The organism is Paenibacillus sp. UNC451MF (genome assembly GCF_000686845.1).
In the GTDB taxonomy this organism is placed as follows: Bacteria; Bacillota; Bacilli; order Paenibacillales; family NBRC-103111; genus Paenibacillus_S.
This window is the reverse complement of the sequence record NZ_JMLS01000003.1, coordinates 139,901-162,819: the sequence shown is the minus strand read 5'-3', so window position 1 is coordinate 162,819 and position 22,919 is coordinate 139,901. Positions and strand designations below refer to the sequence as shown.

At 46.3% G+C, this 22,919-nt stretch carries 11 protein-coding genes; all 11 read right to left on the bottom strand.

Annotation, left to right across the window (positions count from 1 at the left end; translation table 11 throughout):
* Positions 1 to 25: 25 nt before the first annotated feature.
* Complete coding sequence (locus BP97_RS0106280) at positions 26 to 892, bottom strand: carbohydrate ABC transporter permease (RefSeq protein WP_028548329.1); 867 nt, start codon at positions 890 to 892, stop codon at positions 26 to 28.
* The gene (locus tag BP97_RS0106275; protein WP_028548328.1) at positions 889 to 3,159 is read right to left on the bottom strand and encodes a DUF5696 domain-containing protein; all 2,271 of its coding nucleotides are present in this window, start codon (positions 3,157 to 3,159) and stop codon (positions 889 to 891) included. The genes BP97_RS0106280 and BP97_RS0106275 overlap by 4 nt, the downstream gene beginning before the upstream one ends.
* Entirely contained in the window at positions 3,156 to 5,288 is a 2,133-nt protein-coding gene (locus BP97_RS0106270) for a YIP1 family protein (RefSeq protein WP_028548327.1), read from the bottom strand. The genes BP97_RS0106275 and BP97_RS0106270 overlap by 4 nt, the downstream gene beginning before the upstream one ends.
* Before the next feature lie 45 nt (positions 5,289 to 5,333).
* Positions 5,334 to 8,456 (bottom strand): glycosyl hydrolase, encoded by a 3,123-nt coding sequence (locus tag BP97_RS0106265; protein ID WP_028548326.1) that lies wholly within the window; start codon positions 8,454 to 8,456, stop codon positions 5,334 to 5,336.
* Between the two features lie 51 nt (positions 8,457 to 8,507).
* Positions 8,508 to 10,556, bottom strand: a complete 2,049-nt coding sequence (locus BP97_RS0106260) for a beta-galactosidase (RefSeq protein WP_028548325.1) — start codon at positions 10,554 to 10,556, stop codon at positions 8,508 to 8,510.
* On the bottom strand, positions 10,553 to 13,720 hold the full coding sequence (locus BP97_RS0106255) for a beta-galactosidase, LacZ type (protein WP_028548324.1): 3,168 nt from the start codon (positions 13,718 to 13,720) through the stop codon (positions 10,553 to 10,555). Before BP97_RS0106255 ends, BP97_RS0106260 begins: the two co-directional genes overlap by 4 nt.
* A 25-nt stretch (positions 13,721 to 13,745) precedes the next feature.
* Positions 13,746 to 15,833, bottom strand: coding sequence for a hypothetical protein (locus tag BP97_RS0106250; protein ID WP_028548323.1), 2,088 nt, complete (start codon positions 15,831 to 15,833; stop codon positions 13,746 to 13,748).
* Positions 15,830 to 18,895: a glycoside hydrolase family 2 protein gene (locus BP97_RS0106245; RefSeq protein WP_028548322.1), complete on the bottom strand. Its 3,066-nt coding sequence runs from the start codon at positions 18,893 to 18,895 to the stop codon at positions 15,830 to 15,832. Before BP97_RS0106245 ends, BP97_RS0106250 begins: the two co-directional genes overlap by 4 nt.
* Before the next feature lie 181 nt (positions 18,896 to 19,076).
* On the bottom strand, positions 19,077 to 20,732 hold the full coding sequence (locus tag BP97_RS0106240; protein ID WP_028548321.1) for a hypothetical protein: 1,656 nt from the start codon (positions 20,730 to 20,732) through the stop codon (positions 19,077 to 19,079).
* Positions 20,722 to 21,597: a sugar phosphate isomerase/epimerase family protein gene (locus tag BP97_RS0106235; RefSeq protein WP_028548320.1), complete on the bottom strand. Its 876-nt coding sequence runs from the start codon at positions 21,595 to 21,597 to the stop codon at positions 20,722 to 20,724. Before BP97_RS0106235 ends, BP97_RS0106240 begins: the two co-directional genes overlap by 11 nt.
* On the bottom strand, positions 21,594 to 22,688 hold the full coding sequence (locus BP97_RS0106230) for a Gfo/Idh/MocA family protein (protein WP_028548319.1): 1,095 nt from the start codon (positions 22,686 to 22,688) through the stop codon (positions 21,594 to 21,596). Before BP97_RS0106230 ends, BP97_RS0106235 begins: the two co-directional genes overlap by 4 nt.
* Between the last annotated feature and the right edge of the window lie 231 nt (positions 22,689 to 22,919).

Sequence of the window (22,919 nt, the reverse complement as noted above, 5' to 3'; positions counted from 1 at the left end):
CTTAAACAGTTGTTTTATCTAGGCACTAAGCAGAATCCCTTTGCGACTTGGTCGCTTTACTAAAAATATAGAAAATGATGGCCAAGAAAAAGCTGATGATGATGAAGTAGATCCAAATTAGAGCACTGTACTCACCGTACTCACTGTCTCTAACCTTCTGCAAAATCGGATTGGTTGGAAATGTGAAAAGATCGACAACCGTATAGATCATATTCAGGAATATAAACGGAGTCATGGCCGGAAGCGTAATTTTCCAGAATGTTTCCCATGGTCCCGCTCCGTCAATTCTCGCCGCCTCGTAAGCCGAGTTAGAAATCGTTTGTCTTCCTCCGAGGAAGATCAATATTTGTACCCCGGAGTACCACAAAATCAGCACGAACGAGTCAAGAACACCAATGAGCGGTGCGGACCATGTCTCTGATAAATTAGCTTTAATAAGACCAGAGACATTGTACTTTGACATGAACCCAACATCGCCTTCGCCCTGTGTCAGAAACTCCTTAACCACCTCGCCTGTCGACAGGATGACGGGAAGAAAGAAAATGGCGCGAAAAAACGTTCTTCCAGTAAACTTTTGATTCAAGATGATAGCGATTAGCAAAGCGAAGATGACGATAATCGGAATCATAAACAGCGCCTGTCTTAGAAACGGTAAAAGTTGGTTATAAAGTTTGTCTCCGTTTTCGAACAATATATACCGGTAATGAGTTAGACCAACGAACTGTGTTGTGGTATTCGAAGCGGTTATCGTTACCTTCTGAAAGCTCATAAACAGGGAATAACCTATTGGAAAAGCCATAAATACCAGAAAACCTATAAACCATGGAGCTATGAAAATCGTACCCTCCACATATTCGATAAGGGATGCGCGCATTCGCATTTTGGTTTTCATCGGTTTGCCCCTCCTCGAATCACTGCAAAATTTTGTGCTGGAACTACAGTATTTCCATCTTGATATGGGTTCAGGCTATAATTGACGATAATCCGTTTCCCGTTGGCATATGAGGTTTCCTTAACATTAGGAGCCAATGTTTTATGGTCCATAATGAACTGATTTTGCACGTCCCCTAGTGCTTCGTTGTACCGCTTATACTGCTCGACAGCAAAGGACTCCCAATTCGTAAAATGGGTATTGTAATATCTGATGCCATAAGCATTCACGAACTCTTTGGTCTCGGCCCGGCTAAATATGAAGGAAGGTATTGCACCGTATTCGATGTCTCGCAAGAAATCGTTGATATCCTCCTGCCTGTTGTTCGCATATTCCGACGAATAGGTTATTAGGCCATGAGCGGCAATCTGTGCAAACGGAACCGCTTCATCTGTAAATAAATCATAGGAATGGTCATATACCAAATTTTGGATATGATTGACATTAGGCAATGCGAAAAAGCTGGATTTATTCCCCTGCACCCCGCCCAATACTTCCTTGATGTTCTTTAATACACGTTCCTGAACATCTCTGGCTTCGTCCCGATGGGAGCCATAAGACGTATTATAGTCACTGAACAGCCTTTGCCCGATCCGGTTAACGGCAAGTCCATCAACGCCCAGCTCCTTATATTTGTTCAAATCCTTCTTGACCGCTTCTTCAACAAATTTATCGCTAACCACTGGTACACGTGAGTTGTTATACAATGAATTCAGCGTAAGCTTGCGGCCGGCAAGATTAACTACGGCATTGAACTTTTCATCGAATCCTCCCGCACCCGTGTTGTTAAGACCATATTCGGTGTCCAAATAAATCGGAAACCCTTTACTATGCGCATTATCTATAAGTGATTTCATTCCTTTATCACCGCCAATACGCTTATCCACCGGCAACGATTGACCAAAAGCACTATAACCGTTCTGCTGCCAACCCATATATGTAATCGACATGTTGCCTACTCCCTTATCAGACAACGAATTCATCATTTGGGTTACGTCATTTGTGTTAGTCAAGTTAATATAACGATCCGTGACGAGACCTTTTTCGCTGTCGCCTCCAATGACATCAACGTGCATAGGTATATTCGTATTTTTTGCCTCGACAGGTTTTACTCCTTTATCTTTCATCAAATATTCACGATATTTTTGGGCCATACCTACATAATCCGTCTGTTGACGGTCCAGAATGTAATAGCGCACGACTCGGTCGCTGCCGAACAATTCATTCTTGTTATAATCGATAAAGCCCCATTCGTCAGGTGAGTTTCTGCTTGTAAACTGGAGGAAGCTGGAACGGAAGTTCATGGTCGTCGTGACCCAATTGTAATTACTTAATACTCCTGATGGAGCGGCCACGATATTGGCATATTCTTCACCATCCTGAAGTACGGCAAGGAATCCTTTGGAGCCCGTTTTCATCCCGAATACAGGCATGATGATTTTGTTCCGATTATTGCTTAATCCGGCGAATGTATTATCAGGACCGTATACGCTTTCATCATACAGCTTATTGACATTCAGCTGGTTATCCTTAAAGTGGATTAAAGCTCCTGCGCCATCCGGTATGAACATGTATCCGTCTTGTCCCGCGGAATATTCGGCACCGAAGAATGGAAACAACCTTACCCAGACAAGACCCATTTTCGTTTCCTTGATGCCTTCTCTCACAATTTTAGTCTCAATATAGTCTTGTTCAATTTTGACTTCAATAGGGATGGTGAAGCCGGATTCAGGCAACTCATAGGTCAAAGAAAAGCCTCCAGGAATCGCTTGGACTTCCTTCACCTTTCCTCCTTCAGCCCCAATATTCGTTTCCTTAGGCTGCAATATGCTTTTCGAAAAATCGACGTATTGAACCATAAGCGGCGAAGCCAGATGCTTTTTCCAGTTCTCTGAAATCTTCTCCTGCGCCCAAAACTCCGGATTCGGATATGAACGGTATACATTATTATTCCGTTTGTCTTCCACCATGAAGTGACCTGTCTTATCATCCACCTTTAAACGCAAAATACCGGTTTCCGCCATGCTTTTGAAATCACTGTCTTTGGGAAGCTGGGCAACTGCCCCTTTTTGAGAAGGCGCCGATTCTTCCTGCTGTGGCAAAGCAGAAAGTCCCTTCTTCTCTGCGCGCAATTCAAATTTCACATTTGTAGCAAAAATCAGGACGGCGGCCAAGATCAGAACGGTCACGATGACAGTAGATTTATTTATTTTGCTGAGCCCAATCATCTCAATAGCACCTCCTGAACCATTTCATAAATTAATGAAGCCAAATCATTCGTCAAACCAGTTGTAATAAAAATTAATACTCCTATAACGATCATTGTACAGAAGGTTAGAAAAATATTGAGAACACACTCGCCGACACTATAGTTGTGTACCCACTGAATTTTCCAAAACATCAACAGGCCGATCCATACTACGATTCCATCAGCTATAAAATTATAAATGGACGATTCGGATAACGTCATCACATTCGAGAGGATAGCTAACGGAATTCCCACAATAATGTATGGGAACAGCGCGTAAGCACTGCCGATAAAGATATCCCTGAAGCGTCCCTCACCCCTGTAGATGGAACTGACGAGATAATTCGCAATAATCCATGTAATCCATACAATAAAAAACTGAGTGAATATCGAGTAGACATCAACCCGTGTTGCCATATTAAATGAGAAACTCGTAAAGTATTCCTTGAATACCAAGGCTAAATATACGCCCAGCATGATGAGAATGGCAGTTACATAGCTGCCTTTGCCCTCATAGCGAACAGCCGTAAATCCATCGACAGGATGCTTCAGAATATATATCGCATGCTTCAGATTCTGAATGAAGTGGTTTTGCGATCTGCGTCTGCCGCGCAGCTTATTGCGAAGCTTGCTTTTGGCCGTCCATTTATCGATAATGACAAACAAAATAGCTCCGAAGAAAACGATACTGGCTATCCAGGAAAAATACTTTTGGAAAAATTTCATTCGGATTTGCCAAAATGCTTCCGAGTAACCTTCGTGATCTCCTGCTTCCTTGAACAAGTTTTTTGCCTCTTCGAACCGTTCCTTTTTATAAGCGGCTTTAGCCAGTCCTAATATGGCCGGAGTAAACTGGGCATTCATGCGAAGCACATCCTGCCAAGGTTTTTCACTGGCTTCATAATAGCCTGCAAGCGTTTGCTGATTGGCTTGGTTGACCTTTTGTCCAAATTCGGATAAACGAAACACTTGAACGATATTTTCTTGATCATCGAGAACGAACAGTTCATTTCTTGAATTCACGTCTAATGCCACTGGACTTTTCAAAAGACCTACTTGAGAGGAACCGACCGCTGAAGGGCCTCCCCAGAAGTAGAGCAGATTACCGGAAGCATCATAGTGGCTTATATATTTAAACTGCTGATCGACTACGATCATGTTGCCAACCTGGTCTACGGCCACATCGTTCAGCTGCGGCGTATTGACAAAGCCTTTGGCAGAAGGGGACGCTGCTGCATCGATGGACCGGTATTCTCCAAATGCTTTCTGGGAGCTGCGCAGCAAATTCTCCCCTTTAATGTTTAATTTCTTTAATTGGTCGCTCTTTGCCGTCCCGCCGGTCACCGTATAAATATAGCCGTTTTTATCTGTTGCGACGCTGTTGATCGTCTCCGGCTTTTTGGCTACTTCGTTGGCATACATTTCCTTTGTGTACAACCAACGCTTCATAGCGTCCAATGCCGAGAGGGCTGTTTTATTCGCACCGAAAAATCCCTGAAACTTACCCATAGGATCGAGCAGCACCAATCCTTCATAACCACCATGTACCGCTATGTAGAGAAACCCCCGTTCGTCAACCATCACTTTAGAGGGATCAAATACGAATGTATCCGGAATGAAGCGCGAATCCGGTCGTTTAAATTCTTTTTTCAGTTTTCCATTAGAGTCCAGCTCAACCACTCTTTTATTTCCCGTATCCGCAATGTAGATATCTCCGTCCATAGTTACAAATACGCCTTCAGGCTTCACAAGTGGGCTTTCCGGTACTGTAAGATAACGAATCAGTTGTCCCTTCTCATTCATATGAACGATCCGGTTGTTGCCTGTATCCGCGATGTAAATCTCATTCTTGTTATCGATAAAAATATCCTTAGGTGTTTGCATTGACGATTTGGTCTTCACTTCTGCATTATTAGGATCGGTTACATACAGATCCTGTCCGATCACCCCGATAGGATAGTATGCCGGTTGAAGCCATATGAGATTTTGATTATTATCCTTGGTAAAGGTGGAATATTTCACTGCCGCTTCCGCTGTCGCAGGCAGCAGCGCAGTACATAAGATGATCAAGGACAGAAGCAGCCTCCACCTATTGCATCCCACTTTCATGCTCAAACCTCCAATTCCGTCTCTTCATTCTTAGGATAAACGTTTTCAATTTGCATTCACCTTTCGATGCAGTTTGATTTGTCCGAACAAACCATACGGCCGAACTTTATAATCTGAAGTATAATCGCTGCCTTCCCTGCGGAATGAGGCCCAACTGGTAGTGGAAGGTTCCCCTGAAGCTAGATGGAATGGACCTAGCATATTGCGTGGGCTGCTCATCACCTCAATATCTAGCTGGTTCATCCCCGCGTGAAGCAGCTGCGTCAGGTCAACAAGATTAGCGGCTTTCCATGGCACATGACCTGCAGTTTGACCATTGACCCGTACTTCCACTGTAATTGCGGAATACTCACCTAGCTCCAGGAACGTCTGCCAAGTCAGCTTATCCTTCTCTATGGACACATCAAAATGATAGATCATGCTGCCGCAGTAATGATAGTAGCCTTGACTGCACCAGTCTCCAAATCCCAGCATTTCCGGCTCGGTTGTAATTTTGCGCTCCATGTCGACGGCGAAATCGCCGATCAAATAGATATCCTCGACCTCCATTCGCTGATGATACTTACAGGTCAAAATGATCTCATTACTCCCTTTCCTTATGCCTTGAAGAAGAACCTTGTCAAAAGAGCGGTCGAGAAACCATCCATTAGGAGGCTCATGCACCGGTATTCCGTTAAGCTGAATTTCGTAATACTCGGCAGATTCCACAACTAGAAAAACTTCTTTCACAGGCAGCTCGGAGACATAGAACGAGAATTTGAAATCAGTCAGCACTCCGTTCCCAGGATGGGAATTGTGGATCCATTTGTATCTTTGTTCAATGCCATTCCCGTATACCTGCTTCATCCCCAACGCTTCCCGAATGGCTCTTTGAGCTTTCCATACATCCTTTACTTCCGACCATCCACTATCTCCATATCGATAAGAACACATATCCAGAGTCAATACGTTTGGCATGGAGCGTGTAAACCTGCTTGAAGGTCCAAGCTCCACTATCGTCTCCACACTTTGCTCCACTTGATCTTGGATAGCTTCGTTAATCTCTTCATCAGAAGAGGTCTCGTTCCAGGTGCATACATACAGCTTTGAATCTGCCGGTCCGAACTCCGCTTCGAACCTCACATTGCCTTCGATAAAACTAGTTATTTCAATAGCCTTCTTTTGACCTGTAAGTGCACACCACTCTTCTATAGAGACATTCCCCTCTAATGTGATGTTCACTCGCTGCGGTTCCTCACGATCATTATTCACGATAAACAAGATGCGGCAGTCCCCGGAGAACGTTTCACGTAGCATATAGAGCATCTGGTGCGCTTCTTCCGATCGGTCGTTGGTTATGCTTACCCGTCTAGGAATCATGCTTTCCAGCGTTTTCACCGTTTCTTGGATATCCTGAACGACGCTCATGTTTTCGTGACAGTAGAGCTGAGACAGCTTGCTTTCCGCCTTACGGCCTTCGATCATTGTAGGACAAGCTCCTGCAGCAACGATCTTTCCTCCATTATTTAGGAAATCCAGTAACAATTTTAGCGTACTCTCCAGCATAGTCAGGATAGGCGGAATAACCACAATACGGTATTTTGCTAAATAAACCGCAAGTTGGTTCCCCCGAACCTCTCCGGTTTCCGCCATAATCGTTTCATCGCCGAGATCGAAATCGTAGTGCGCCTTTAGCAGTCCACCCAGGAAATCGTTGAACTCGTGTCCGAAATGGTTTGTCGCGGAAACGTCCTTGTCCTTGCCCCTTGCAGGAAACCCGTAAGGCCCCGTTCCAACCATACTCCATGCGGTCGATGAAGGATGAAGCACCAAAACGTCTCTTAAAGGTCTGCCTTCTGTCAAAACCGCTGACAATCGGGCAAAATAATCTTCCACCACATGATTATATTTCCACCAGCTTGTATTGTAATTAAATACCGGTGGGTAATCACGTTTCCTGCACCCCTTAATCGAATAGAGTGCCAAATGCTGTGACCGAACGTTAACCCCAAGCACGTATTGAAAATCACCAATCCATTTTTGTCCTTCAAAAGTGAAGCCCCAGCCCGTACAACCGTAAGTTTCCGTGAGGACGTGCTTGCGTCCGTATTGATTGGCTACACTAGTACATTGTTTAACGGTGATATACTCGTTTATTTGCTCGTTGAGCATATCAATTCCCGGTACCTGCTGAAAACGGTAATTCGGCATGACCGCTCCGCAAACCCTAGTGGCGGTACCCATATTATTTTCCCATAAATAATGACCCGTAAAGGCAATGCCGTTGTTCTCACACCACTCCCCAAGCTGCTTGGAGTACGATTCGCTGAACCTCTCGGTAAGCGTTCTCCAATAATCATGACGTGCTTGAGAGGAATATTCCCCATTGAAGTACATGTACGGAATGAGAGGCATCAGGTCATATCCACGTCTTTCTTGAAAAAACTCCGGGAACGACCAGCTCCACGGCAGCCAACCCCGTCCTTCCGTAAATCTGCAATGGCGGTCATGCACGCTCGGCTCGTCAGTGAATACTCCACGGATCGTTCTTCCAAACTGATCCCCAACCTCCCGCTTGTAAGCTTCGTAGGTTATATCGAGGAAAGTACGAACCGTTTCTGGGTTCAGGTTATCTGGCGGAGCTTCGTTGTTGAACCACTCACTACGCTCAGAAATTTCTACTCGAAACACAAGCAGCACTTCATCTTCTTTCAGCTCATACCGCTCATCCAACTGCAGTTTCTTGCAACGGAGCAAATTTCTTTCGTCGATGACCGCCGTGAAAAGAGCTACTGCATCGGCATACTTTTCAGCCGGGATGACGCCCCGCACTACTTCCATCGTAAGGCCTTTTGCTCGAGAGGCGTCACCGCCGCTCGCCTGGACCAACCCTCCGGCGAAACCGGATGGCCAACGGTCTTCATCATAAAGCCAAACCTGCATGCCCAGTTCGGCAGCCGTATCTACGGTTCGGCGTACGCAATCCAACCATTCACGACCCATGTACTCCGTTTCCAAACCGTCGCGAGAATGGATGAAAAAACCACCCATTCCTTGTTCCTTCATTTGGTTCACTTGACGAGCAAGTTCTTCCGAATCCAACTCATCGTTCCATGCCCAGAAAGGAATCGATCTATGCTCGACGGACGGTTGATCGAATTGTTTGAGCAGCTGTTCTCGTGCGTTCATCGGATTTATCCTCCTTTTGCAAGAACTGCACATCAGACGGCAGCAGCCATCTTACTTAACGTGCGTCTGAAGAATCATGATTTGCTTCGGTTCGAGCTGAACGTCCCCTTTTACATTTGTGCCGCTCAGAAGCTCCTTCTGTTCATGTTCTCCTGTGTTTACTTTTACCTGATGTTCACTATGATTCATGATAAAAGTGAACTGTTTGTCGTCTTTTTCACGACGCGTGACCTCAACTTCCGGCGATGCGTCGGATATTGGTATAATTCCCTTGCTCTCGCACAGCTGCTTCAGCCATTGCTGCATGAATTCACTGCTAGGATCAGTCGCAGCATACCATGCCTCACCTTTGCCATAACGGTGACGTGTCAAAGCTGCCGATCCTTGGTAAAAATCATTTTCGAAGACGGCTATCGTATCCGCCCCTTCCGGATGAACGACTTCACAAACTAGACCGCACTCATACGTGCCTTCCAGTTGTCCGTCCTTCTGCTGCATGACGATAGCATTTCGTTGGTCAGGAAATAGAGCGTCGATCTCTTCCACCCAAATGCCCAGCAGCTTACGAAGTTCGCCTGGATACCCGCCCGGAGTAACCAGGTCGCTTTCGTTAACAATGCCACTGTAAAACGTCGTTACCCAGGTTCCACCATTTTCCACGAACGACTCCAGTTTTTGAGCTAGTCCTGGCTTTACCATATAAAGTAAGGGAGAAAGCACTAGATCGTAGGCATTAAAATCAGAATTCACATGAATTAAATCGATTTGGTAGTGATTCAAGTACAATGCATCATAATATTTTTGAATCTGATCCAAATATTTAATATAAGCAGAAGGCCCTCCACCTAGCTCGACAGCCCACCAATTATCCCAGTCGAATAATATACCGATCCGGCTCTTGGTCCGTAAGTCCGTCAACACATCTCCCAGCTGCTTCAGCTCGTTCCCCAGCTGTGCACATTCCTTAAACACCCTTGTATTCTCATGGCCAGCATGATCGATAACTGCACCATGAAATTTCTCATAGGCGCCTAGGGATCGGCGAAGCTGGAAGAACATAATCGATTCTGCCCCGCGGGCGATGGCCTGATAGCTTCTGATCCGCATAACGCCAGGTCGTTTCATTGGATTGACTGACTTCCAATTGATCACCCCAGGGCTTTGTTCCATCAGCATGAACGGAGCACCGTCCTTTATGCCCCGCATTAGATCGTATCGTAAAGCCATGTAGCTTTCTGGCGTATGATTCTCCGGATAAATATCCAGTGCAGCCACATCCAAATACGGTGCCCATTTAAAATAATCCAGTGGTTTATAGGTTCCGTTTCCTTGAAAGTTGGTCGTTACGATCGCATCAGGAATGATTTCTTTTATGGCGTTGTATTCAATGAGATAACATTCAAGCCAGCTATCCGAATTAAATCGGAAGAAATCGAGTGTGATACCTTGAAACGCCGTTTGATCCGAATTCCCCCCAGATAAACCCTCGCTAAGTCCACTAGGGATTACAATTTCTTCCCAATCATAGAAGGTATGACCCCAGAATCGGGTATACCATGCGCGGTTTAACTGCTCTAACGTGCCATAGCGCTGCTTCAGCCATTCCCTGAACGCCTTCTCACAATTATCACAATAACAGCGAATTCCAATCTCATTGTTCACATGCCATAGGAGCAGCGCCGGGTGATTCTTATACCTTTCAGCGAGCTTACGTGCCATAACTCCGGCATAATGACGGAAAGTCGGACTATTCGGACAGGAATTATGCCTTCGTCCGTATTTTCTTTTCTTCCCATCCGCCGTTACAGTCAAGATGTCCGGGTATTTCCTCGCCATCCAAGCCGGATGCGCTGCCGTACTGGTACCCATGCAGACCTGCACACCATTGGAGTGCAGCTTGTTCATCATCTCATCTAGCCATTCGAAGCGGAATGTATCCTCGTCCGGTTGGTTCAATGACCAAGAAAAAACATTCAATGTCGCTATATCAATACCGGCTAGTTGAAACAGCCGCATATCCTCATCCCAAATATCTTTTGGAAATTGCTCCGGGTTATAATCCCCGCCATATACAATTTTGGGAAATCTGGACTTGCTCATGGGTTCACCTCCTGTTTTGTTACCGGTACATTCAAATCCCCGCTCTTGCTGTGAAAAGGCTCAGGCTGCTGTTTACTTAGCTTCATTGGGGTTCGGTCTCTGGTGGAAAACGGCTTCAATCTTACTGTAAACGTCGTGTCCTCCGGCTTGAGTAAATACTTTTCTAAAGGAGGCGCTTCTCCGCAGCTGTGATTGCCAATCGGCGCTTGCCGGTAATCCATATGGACAATCGTTTCATTTAACCGGACCAAATCGTATGTATGCTTGGCTTGGCTTAAATTTTCTGTAGCATAATGGGTTGCGCTTACATCCAGCATTGGCATTCCACCTATGAATAACCCCATACCCCGAAGATTCGTGAGTGCGGCCCACCTAGCATCTGCCTTATTGCCGTTTTCTTGTGGCTTAATATAAGGCACGAATTGATCCTCGACCTTGCCGCTGTATACTCCAAGCCGACCACTTTCCTTGCGATCTATGTAGCATTCGTGGGGACCAAGCCCAAACCACGAAAATTGGTTGAACCCTGAAGACATAACCATCTCCAAACCAAGTCTCGGCAGAGGCGGAAGCCCATCCCGAGGTACAATATGAGTAGAAATGATAGCATCCCCAGAACCATAAACTGTGTAGGTCATATTCACTGTAAAACAGATCGGCAAGCCTGCCGCTCCAAGAGTGCTTTTCACCTCAAATTGCATCACTTGAGCATTAAGGGGACGGATCGTAACATCCTGTATCCGATGCTGCAAAGCGTCGAGCCCTGCTTTCTTCCATTCCTTCGATTGTCGGGAGTCGTTGTCAATTGTTGCCCGCCATATTTGAACCTTCGGACCCACAGTCAACAGTGAGACATCATTGTATGAGAACGCGGATATCAGCCCGCGGGATTTATCGAAATCCAATGAAAAATCTGTACCTTTTATATGAAGAAACGTGTCTGTTTCAGTTGTTCTCAATGATGGCATTGATGCCGTAGGCTGGTAGGAAATCGACTGCACTGTAGAGGGAATCGACAGGTCCTCCCACGCAATTTCATGTCCCTTAGGAGCCCAAGCTGCTTCTTCCCGCAAAGTAAACCGGATGTGTAGCCAATGCTCGCCCCTTTGATGATCCAAGGTTGTTTTCCAGGGTATGAATACGATGGCCTCTTCTCCAGGAGGAATATCCAGTTCAGGAAGCTCTCCTTGCTCAACTATTTCTCCATCACAGAGTAGTGTCCAAGAACCCGCAAGATGTTCTAATGACATAAAGTCATAACGATTTTGTACCTTAATCATCCCTGATAGCACATCAACCGGCTCAACCTTAACCGGCTCAATGACTTTTTTTACTTCGAGAATCGATGACTTTGTCTTCCTGTCTGGAAATAAAAGTCCGTCTATGCAAAAATGTCCGCTGTGCGGGTGATCGTTAAAATCACCTCCGTAAGCGTACCAAGCTTCTTCGGAGTCAGGCTTTTGCAGAAGCCCGTGATCTGCCCACTCCCAGATTAGTCCGCCGGCTAAACGCCGGTATTTATAAATCGCTTCCCAGTATTCCTTTAAATTACCGACAGAATTGCCCATCGCGTGAGCGAATTCGCACATAAGGAACGGTCTTGGATCGGATTTCTCCCCCTCTTCGATCAAGGCATCCAGTGAAGGATACATGCAGCTGACAATATCGACGACGGGTGCATCTTTGGCACGTTCGTAATGAATGGGTCTAGACGAATCCGCCTCCCTAACCCACTTGGCCATAGCATCGTGATTTCGCCCGTAACCGGATTCATTACCGAGCGACCAAATGATGACAGAAGGATGATTCTTATCCCTTTCCACCATCCTTCTAGCACGATCTAGGAATGACTTTTCCCATAATGGATCTTCCGCTAAATAGCTTTCATTGTCGATAAAATGGCAGCCATGCGTTTCCAAATCGGCTTCGTCGATAACATACAGCCCATAACGGTCGCACAAGTCAAGCCACCGCGAATCGTTCGGATAATGGGACAATCGAACCGTGTTCATATTATGCTGCTTCATCAAACGGATATCTTCGATCATCGACTCCATAGGAGTAGTAAACCCGAGCTCTGGATGAAATTCGTTGCGGTTAACCCCTTTCAAAATGACCGGCTTCCCATTAACAAGGATCTGGCCGTCCTGTATAGCTACATCACGAAAGCCGACGGACACGCTTCCTGCCTCTATAACCTGTCCTCGCTCATCTTCGAGCTCTAAGGTGAGTGCATATAAATAAGGAGTTTCTGCCGACCATTTTTGCGGTGCCGAAACCGGTACTGTCAAATCTAACCTTTGTTCCTCGTTACCTCTCAGTGCTTGCAGCGGACCAACTATATGATCATAGACAGAGTTCCTGCCACCGTCCGTTAAGGATATTTTTACTCGATGCAATCCGGATGATAAGGATTCTGCGAAATTTTTAACTTTGAGGCAAACATCCAGCTCTGCGTCTTCATTATTAGGTTTAATAAACCTTGTTTGTACCGCAATATCCCGGATATGGATCGACGGCGTAGCTTTTAAATAAACATCGCGAAAAATACCACTTAAACGCCATTTATCCTGATCTTCCAAATAACTGCCGTCACACCATTGATATACCTGAACAGCTACTGTATTTTCTCCAGGCTGAAGCAATGAGGTAATACGGAATTCCGACTGCAGGTGAGAACCTTGCCCGTAACCTGCCAAATGGCCATTTACCCAGACATGAAAAGCGGAATCAACGCCTTCGAAGACCAGAAACAATTGACGCTGTTCCCATGAATCAGGAATAAAAAAGCTCCTCCGATAGCAGCCGACCGGATTGTCGTGCGGCACATAGGGGGGGTCGATCGGAAACGGGTAATAACTGCTGGAATAATGTGGACGGCCGTATCCTTGGAGCTGCCAGTTACTCGGAACAGGTATCGTGTCCCATTCGTCCGTTATGAAGCTAGGATCGAAAAATCCTTCAGGAGCTTGAGAATACGATTCCGTATAATGAAAGTCCCAGTTGCCGTTCAGCGACTGATAATAGGGAGAAGCCGCCCGTTCGTTATCAAGCGCTGTCTCTGCATCAGCATACGGAATGAAGCCTGCATGAGGAGGTTCTATGTTTCTTGCGAGAACCTCGATATTTTGCCAATCAGGGATTGCTTTTGTATTCACGTTCACGTCGTCTTCCCCCGTTCTTTCTCTATCATTCGCCGGCATCCCGGAAACGCAGCGCATTTTGCAAAACCAAAGCGATAACCCAAGATGGGTTCCATTTGTTGCTGTGTCCTCGATGGTTCCAGTGCGTCTGAAAAAAGCCTTCTCCCTGCTCACCAACGACCGTAAAGTTCCAATCGCCAGGCTTCGTGCAAATACCCTGCCCCATGGCACCGAATGTCATTCGACCCATACGTTCGTACATCGATTTGCCAGATAATTGTCCGAACCGATAAAACTCATAAGTTGGAAAAAATACGTCAAGATGATGATTTTGCACACTGACTCCCGGCCATCCAATAGCGTTAAAGCCTGCTTCCCTAAACTTCGATCCCTTATCATACGCCGGGTTCCACAAGTACACATAAGTTAGAAGCCAATCTGCCGATACTTCAGCCCAATCTTCATAGTGCTGCTTTCTCGTTACAACCCATAATTCATAAACGGCCAGAAAAAAATACATTCCGGCTTCTTTATCCTCGCACTTAGCATCTAAGGTCGAACGGGCAAACGGTCGCTCGAATGTTTCAACATGCATCTCGTAGTACCGCTGCATCATCATCTCAGCAGCAGCCAATAACCGATAATCTCCGGTGAGACGATACATTTTTGTAATGGAGATCAAGCAAGGCAAGCCCGCCGCTGTTACCATTTCATCGACCGGACTTCCGTCCATCTGCCATGCTGCGGGTACAATGCCTGATGGCAAAGTCCCGCTTACGATAAAATCCGCCATTTCTTGCAATGTGTTCAACCAGTCTGCTGGAACCTCTCTGCCTTTCTCCTTGAACAAAAGTACGATTTCTGCTAGATCAGCAGCCGTTTCCCCATAAGCTCTGCTGGAAATGACAGGTTGTTTATTCCAACTGAAGTCATCCCATTCTCCTTCTAAGAGACGATAAGAGCTGTGCCTCACCCCTGGGACATTCGTACGGCTCGCTTGCACATAAAAATCAACGGCCTGCACGCAGCGATTGACTCGCTCTTCCTCCCCAAGATCAAAACCCAGGTGGGCATCGCACCATGCTAGCTTCAAACATTGTCCTGTCCAGCCGTACATATAATGAAGTGGATGCTTGGAGACGTTACCGAATGAGTTGGAGTCAGTGAACTTAATATAGCCAGCGGCTCCTTGTTCGTTCGTTCTCCATCTGTCATCCAGTGCGTGGGTCTTCAGTTCAATAATCTGCTCAGCCGTAAGCGGCATGGTTCCCATCGGTTCAAACAGCTTCAGACCTGTATGAACGATTTCACGAAATGCTTGACCGGGATGGATTACATCCCCCCAGTCCAGCACATACTCTTTTTTTAGTACGAAGCCCGGAGTAAAGTCCAAGTAGCCCCCGTCATACGGCTGCGTTTTGCTTTTGGCAACATACACAATATCCTTGTCTCCATTAAACATCAGCACGCCTGACATGGCTGCTATCACTAGCCGATTGTCCTCTTGAATCACTCCTAGCGAACCGTAATGGACCGTACCGTCGAAGGCTTCCACATAGGCTGGCATGGAGTACAAAGATAAAAATTGCCGATTCCCGGATTCCATGCTCCACTCCACGTTCACACAAGGGATTGGCAGACGATGCTCTTCACAAATAAATCCTTTGCCTGGGCCCACCCCAAGTTTAGGAACCACACGCTCCGGATCGGATGATGGATTGTTATTGTAGATCATGTGTGGGATGGTAATCATTTCCGTGTTTCTTCTTGGCAAGGAGAGCAGCAGTCCTACAGCTGTCTCATGCAGTATCTGTTCCGAAGGATTGGCCCATAGAACCTTGATCTTCAGCGCATCGTGCTTGTCGAAATCAAGCTCCAGAGTAACGTTTAGCGCTTCCAGCCTTCCTTGAATTCGGATCGAAGCGCTATCTGCAGTAATTTGTGGTTCCATTAACTTGGAGCAATTCGTGCGCCATGGTCTTCCAAACGAGCAGCTGAGCATCTCATCCAGACATCCGGTAAAATGCGGAACTGACTCCCCGGTCGTTCTTAATGTGAGTATGATGACGTCTTGGTCCATGTCAATTTCCGCTTGTTTTTGATTATCCGAGCTGAATATGGCATACCGATTCATACGCCCACTCCTTCTCTTTCTGCCCCTGTCAAAATCGAGATTAAGAAACGATCCAGTGTCGGATTGAATCCTACTCTCCCAGATAAAGGGAGGCAGACGAAGTAGATTTGACCTTTGCCTAACGTCTTCACTCCTACAACCGGCAGCTTTCCTTTCCCCGTCGGGTCACCCTGCGGGTGATAAGCGAACACCAGAGGTTCCAACCCTTCACCAATTAGATGACAATTCGCAATAAAGTCAATTCTGTCATTTTTCAAATGATAGAAATACGAGAAATCGTCCGGTTTCGTTAATTGCAAGCAAGGCTCTTCAGCTTGTGTCGCCAGAGTGTACGTCTCCTTTAATTTCGCAGTCTTAACCTCCGTACCATCAAAATCCCATACAGGACTATCGGAACCGGATACCGGCCGTCCAAGAATGAACATCGCTGTGGCCCCGTGTTTCACATTATCCAAAATGGAGGTTCGGTTGCGTACAAACGCTTCCCTGTTTGCAACGACTATGGAATCCGCATTTTCCTCGAATCTATCATAAGACTTCGCATCGATCTCCAAAAGCGAACATAAAAGCTCGGATTCAGCATCCATAAATGCAGTCTTAAAGCTCTTAACCTGCTTAGGGAAACGCTTCCTCTTAGCAAATGCCTCAAAAGCAAATCTTTCCGAGTTAAGGACGCTTCCTTGATCATCCAAGAGGCAGGCATCCAAATACAAGATTTGCCGATCTTCTACTGAAGGTACGGAGAATCGGACAGTACCCGCATACCGGGATGAAGTCTGTTGCACGCGGCCACTCATTTCGTAGCTTCCGTAATCCTTCTTATCATCCCTCAACGTTGCTATGATACGACAGTTTTCGTATGACTTTGCTGTATCATTCAACAGCCACGCCTCAATTTCCATCGTTTCCCCTTCGTATACCTTCCATCTATCGCACCGCAAATGGATTCGTATCGGTTCAAGACACTGCTTATAGGTAAAGTAAGCTGGCTTCGGAATCCGATCGGCACCAACCAGTGCTTTCATCCACCCAGCAGGCCAAGCATCGATCAGCAAATGGATGGCCGTAGATACGACCAGGTCTGTCCTTCTACGCCAAGCATCCGTCATCAGCTTCGTTGCTAAGCTTTGATGCGCCTGACTTGCCTTTATCCAATCCTGCATGGTTTGCTGCTCCGCATACCAATCACCGTGCATATTGAAGGTTTGTGCCCCTTTGATTTTACTGGGCATCCATCGATCATCAGCATTCTGGGGTACCCATTCTTTCGGATAACGGCTCATCATCAGTTGGGCATTGTCCAACCCTTCTGTGCCGTACTCACCACAGCCTGCTTTCCACCCCTCCCGAATCGGAGGCAGGAATCCTTTATGCAGCTTTCCAAGTGCAATGCCATTGTTCGTATACCACATCGTATAGCAATGAAAATCAGGCAAACCTTCACGGGTAGGAGGGTTATAATCCCCATCGGCATTTTTAACTACACGATCCGGATTTTCCACATATATCGCCTGCCTAGCAGCAACGAAAAAGGCTTCCAATTCGTTCCTGTGCAAATGACGATGTCCTTTTCGCCTTTTTTCCGTCCGCGAAGGCTCGTTTATCAAGGAGACCATAACCGATGACGGATGACTGCGAATCAGTCGCTCCATTTCGGCAGCCTGCCGTACTCCCTCAACAAATTGATTGCGGCGGATAAAGCCGAATGTAGGCAAATCACATTGATGCATCATTCCAAGCATATCGAAATAATCGTATATTTCTTCCTGAACCGGCCGCTGCGTAATGCGGTAAAAGTTCATATGAGCGGCTTTGGCAATCAGAATATCATCAACCAGCTGCTCATAATTATTTTGCATTACGCATTGCTGCAAGTGTCCCATTTCATTGGCACCACGCAGTACAATCGGTTGATTATTCAGATACAGCGTTCCTTTGGGCGCTTCCTGCTCATCCATATGAAACTTCCGCATCCCAAATGCGCGGTCCCTGCTATCCACACACTCGGAACCATTTTTCACTTCAACACGCGCTATGTAAATAAAGGGAGTATCCGGTTCCCATAATCGGAATGAAGGAAAATCCACCTTATACCGGAAATAATTCACTCCAGGACCCGCATACGCCACTTGAAAAGAGATTGGTCCGACCCCTTGCCCGGCAAAATTTTTCGGAATCAGTTCAAGCTGGAGTTCGAAATTTTCCATAAGCTGATTCGTCGTGTTAATGGCATCGATCCATACTTCGACGTACGCTTCATCAATGTTCGGCCTCACAAAAATATCTTGAATAAATAACTCATTGCGCTGCTCCAAGTACACCGCATTATAAATGCCTGCGCCTGGAGGGCAATGATTCCAACCGCCGTATGGATCATCCCAGCCTGGGCCTGTTGCTGCATACATTTTGTCACCGTCGAGCTTCGTGCCGCCTACCCCCATCATGGGATAGTCATTATGTACCTCAACCACAAGAATGTTATTTTCCTGCAAAGCATCGGTTACATCAAACTCAAACGGAGCGAAGAATCCCTCATGACTGCCGATGCATTTGCGATTGAGATATACTGTCGCCTTGTAATCTACCCCTTTGAACACGAGATAAACTCTTTTCCCGTTAGGGACCGGAGAATAAGTAAATTCATTACGGTAAAAACCCGTCCATTTGCCATTCTCCCCTGTTGGTCCGCGAAAATCAGGTACAGTAACCGTCTCCCATTCCCCGAGACCTTCCAGCACTTGAGAGAAGTCCGCATCTTCCGCCGTTTGATATCGAAACTGAAATTCACTGCATGGCTTCAGGTTCCGATTCACTCTAGCCGGCGGGGCCAAATTTCGCATATAAGGCCGATATTTCATTCGAAGCAGCTGCAGCTCATGTTGAAATACAGAAACGAGGGTTTCATAAGACAAAACGGATATTTCCTTAGCTGTATCCGAGCCCTGAACAAAATAGGTTTTCTCATATGCAATAGGAGGAATTTCTCGCAATTCGTCTTTATTACCGGGATGTTCGCGAAAAGCGATTTCCGCAAACGGATCCAGATGTTTTGTCTGCTCCAAATGACTTTCCTCCTTAGAGTTTTGCTTTAGCAAAACTAACTTCGTAAGCATTCTCTTAGAGTTTTGCTTTAGCAAAACTAACTTCGTAAGCATTCTCTTAGAGTTTTGCTTTAGCAAAACTAACTTCGTAAGCATTCTCTCAGAGTTTTGCTTTAGCAAAACTGACTTCGTAAGCATCTTTTTATCGAACTCGTATATCGAAATCTAGTGTAGTCCCATCGCTATTCCCAGGATACATTCTTACTTCAGACGATCCGAAACGCTGCATCCAACAGTGAGCTTCTCCCAAGAAAGGTTCTACAATCTCTCGTACCTTGCCTTCCAAAAAATCGTTCGTAACAATCCACTGCCCGAAGCCCATTGCGCCGCTCTTTCTGAATGCTGCCGGACTATTCTCAGGAATAAGCCACTCGGCAATAACGACTACACCACCGTCCTCGGCTCTCTTGGCAACCGCCTTTAGCGTTTCATCGGATAAGCTAGACCCCCCGACCAACGTCAGCTTAGGCCCGCCTAATTGCTCTTGCGTGACTCGGTCGTCATAAACAAGAACATTAGAAGTGGGGTAAAACAAGGGATGCACTGGTTGACGCCCGCTGCCGGTATAGCCTTTTTCCAAAGGAAACTGTTCCAGTGGCACAGCTTTCTTCAATTCATGCCGCGGAAAATCATAGCCCGGTATGTGCATGCAGCTTCCATGTGCAGGCATCGTGCCCCTACTGAGCAAATGCCAAATATGGAACACACTTTCACTACGAGAGACGCTATGCCTGTCGAGTGTTCGATTGCCGAACAACCGATCGTTTTGCCCATAATTGCTGTCATCCGAATGAATTACAGCAATATCCGCATCCACTTGCGAATGATGCCACATCAAAGGATGCTCCGGGATATATTGGTTAACGAATTGCTTCCACACTTCGCCGAATTCCGTTGCTCTAAATCCGTTGGACGTATGCCGCAGCAGTACATCGATATTTTCAACAAACAGATGAGAGGGTCCCATCCAGTAGCTCATTTTTAAAGCAGACTCAAACTCTTCCGGAGAATGACCTGGAAAGCCTGGAAAACGTGTGAACCACGTTCCTGTATCCGGTCCCCACAGATCAGCACAAATCCACATCGACTTACCATATTGTTTGGCTGCTCCTAAAGCAGTTGAAAGCTGAAGCGATTGGAATGACTCTTTCATGACCTTCGGGCAAATATCCATCCCCGCTCTGGCGTATGTATGAAAACTTGTCGGAAATACATGCTCAGAAATAAGCGGCATCGATGTACCGGATAATCCGGAGCACTCCATCAGGTTCATTACATGCTTGACTCTGTCTTTAACCGAATGCTCTACCTTAAGGCGCGACTCTTGTAAGCTTAAACCGTCAGTGCTGCCCCAATGCGGAAACCATCCGTCCTTTCGATATTGTGCGGCATTTATCTGTAAATGCTCCGGTTCATCATAGAGCAATCCGATGCAGCGGCCCGAGCGGCCTGCCTCCAGAATGGCTTCGTCCAGGATGTCATAGCGGTTCGTGCCTTCGACCCAAGGACCATTAATGTTGCCGTATTCATTGCCTATACAAATATCCATTCCCGCTTTGGTCATGTCTTGCAAAAGCTCGGAATAGCCTTCGCCTTGCGGAATCGCATGGTGGACATAAAAATCCGCTTCTAGCTCACGCAGCATGTTTATAAACGCTTCTGGCTCAGGTCTAGGGTCCTGTGACGGACATATACTCCCCGTTCCCGTACGCATGATGCGGTCCGAAGCATCTCCTGCCCATGAATCCTGCCATGCAACGACAGGACCTTGGATCCCTAATTTCGGTTTATGCGCCATGGGACTTACTCGACTTTCCGACAGCACTGGCATTACTGAATGCTTGATGAATCAATCTTAAACAATCCGCGACTTCTTCAGGTTTAGCATGCTCCAGTATTAAGGGAGCTTCCGGCATACGGGTAGCAAGCAGCTCCGCGTATACATTCCAATCGGATTGCCCTGCTCCTACCCTAGGCGTTGTAAACCCTTCCTCATCGTATAAGCTATCCTTTGCATGTGTGATAGGTGAAAATTCAGCCATCTTATCGAAAATATTGGACATCGCATCTTTTTGCCGTTTCAGATCTTCTTGAGTTAAATAATTAAAAGGATCCATTATCATCCCGAGCCCGTCTGTTCCAAGCCGCTCCATCAAGCAGGCAGCTTGCTCAGCTGTTGCCAACACATTGAGTGTAAATCCTTCTAGTAAGAGTACGGCCCCCCTCGTCACTGCCCGGTTCCGCAATCGGTCAACGATGGACACAAGCTGCTCCCAGGCTTCCTCTGACCGGTTTCCTTCATAATCTCGCCATGCATTAGTTGGGTGGAGGCTTCCCGTTTCTGTTGCAATATAGCGTGTACCGTAAGCAGAACAAAGGTCTATCATTTGTTCGAGCTGATTAATTTTGTTTTCTCTCTTTTGAAGATTTGGGTTGAGTAAGTTGGTGTATCCAGACAAACCAACTACGGATATGCCATGATTTTCAAAAATCTTCCGAATTTTTTCTGCCCGAACCAATGAGAATGGCTCATCGTCCATCACCTGCAGTTTCTGCTTCGGATCTAACTGCACATATTCCAAGCCATGATTGCGGGCATCTTCAGCCATCGCTTCTGCCGACCAATCCATATAGATATAACTCATGAAGCCGAGTTTATTCACAAGTGATCGCTCCCCTTCAGCAAGTCGGTTCTTTCTACTACGCAGCCTTCCTGACTGGAAATCACCATTCCCGTCGTCATGGCAATAGTTTGCAAGTTATCTTCCGCTGTAACCGGCGGACGCTCCCCTTGCTCCAGGGCTGTTAAGAAAGCCAGCATGGAGCCGGCGAATGCATCCGGGAACCAGGTTCCTTTCAGCTTAATTTCGTGAACTACGTTTTTATGTTTGTTTATCGCCATATAAAGTGTATCCTGTGTGCACCAGAGACTTCCCTCCGTACCATCCACCCACCATGTATTACTGTGAGAACGGCCCGCTTTGGCTATATTATTAAAATGGAGCGAGGCCATAAACGGGTTTCTTCCACCTTTGCTTCCGAACTCTACATTAGCGGAGTAAATAAGCGGATCAATTGCATTTTGCTGATTCAGCTGCGCTGTTGTACAGTGTACACGTGACCACTCTTGCGGATAGGGGTTGAAATAACGACACAAGTCCACATAATGAACACCGTGGTCGACAATATTGAAATTCTTCATATTCGTCCACCACCAACCGGCTTGGTCTTGGAAGGAACGCATATTATGATGAATGCTGTATATTTCTCCAATGAGATCTTGATCGATGACCATTTTCAACGCTTTATGTGCGGGAGCCCAACGAGCCTGCTGATTGACTCCGAGCGGGATACCGAGGTTATTCGCTTCAATGCAAAGCAACTGGGCATGCTCCAGATCAAGGGCCAATGGCTTCTGGCATAATACAGGACGTGGAGCCTTGCTGATATGCTTCAACACGTCCAGTCTCGGTTTAGGATGTATCGCCAAATCAATGACAGCTACTTCATCCATTTCTAGGAGCTCACTAATATTGGTAGTCCAACGGGGGATGTCGAATTTCTCCGCTGTTGCACGAGCTGCTTCCTCGTTAACATCGCAGCAAGCGGCAATATGTAATCCATATTTGCGGTAGGCAGGCAGATGTGCCGTGTTGGCAATGCTTCCGCATCCGATCAATCCGATTCCGTATTTCTTCAAATCCGATATATGCGATTTTCTTGGCAAGTAATCTTCTGGTCTAATAAATTCCATGGTTTTCACCTCTCGAGTTTTACTTTACACCAGTTCAAAAAAACATATATAGGTTGTTTCTGCCTACTTTTGGGGCGGATTGCAGCAAACAGGCCATCAATAATGATGGCCTCAGGTAGACGGGGAAAACCACAAAATTCAGAAAGGGGTTGGAGTGCTCCGGTGGGGTATCCCCTTCCGGCCGCTGTTGTTATCAGGAAATTTTTAATTTAATCGCTTTACAGCGGTTAT

What these genes read in the sequence shown, in the direction of transcription:
- BP97_RS0106275 (WP_028548328.1), bottom strand. Translation starts at nt 3,159, where the DNA reads ATGATTGGGCTCAGCAAAATAAATAAATCTACTGTCATCGTGACCGTT.
- BP97_RS0106280 (WP_028548329.1), bottom strand. Translation starts at nt 892, where the DNA reads ATGAAAACCAAAATGCGAATGCGCGCATCCCTTATCGAATATGTGGAG.
- BP97_RS0106265 (WP_028548326.1), bottom strand. Translation starts at nt 8,456, where the DNA reads ATGAACGCACGAGAACAGCTGCTCAAACAATTCGATCAACCGTCCGTC.
- BP97_RS0106230 (WP_028548319.1), bottom strand. Translation starts at nt 22,688, where the DNA reads ATGGAATTTATTAGACCAGAAGATTACTTGCCAAGAAAATCGCATATA.
- BP97_RS0106260 (WP_028548325.1), bottom strand. Translation starts at nt 10,556, where the DNA reads ATGAGCAAGTCCAGATTTCCCAAAATTGTATATGGCGGGGATTATAAC.
- BP97_RS0106250 (WP_028548323.1), bottom strand. Translation starts at nt 15,833, where the DNA reads ATGAATCGGTATGCCATATTCAGCTCGGATAATCAAAAACAAGCGGAA.
- BP97_RS0106240 (WP_028548321.1), bottom strand. Translation starts at nt 20,732, where the DNA reads ATGGCGCATAAACCGAAATTAGGGATCCAAGGTCCTGTCGTTGCATGG.
- BP97_RS0106270 (WP_028548327.1), bottom strand. Translation starts at nt 5,288, where the DNA reads ATGAAAGTGGGATGCAATAGGTGGAGGCTGCTTCTGTCCTTGATCATC.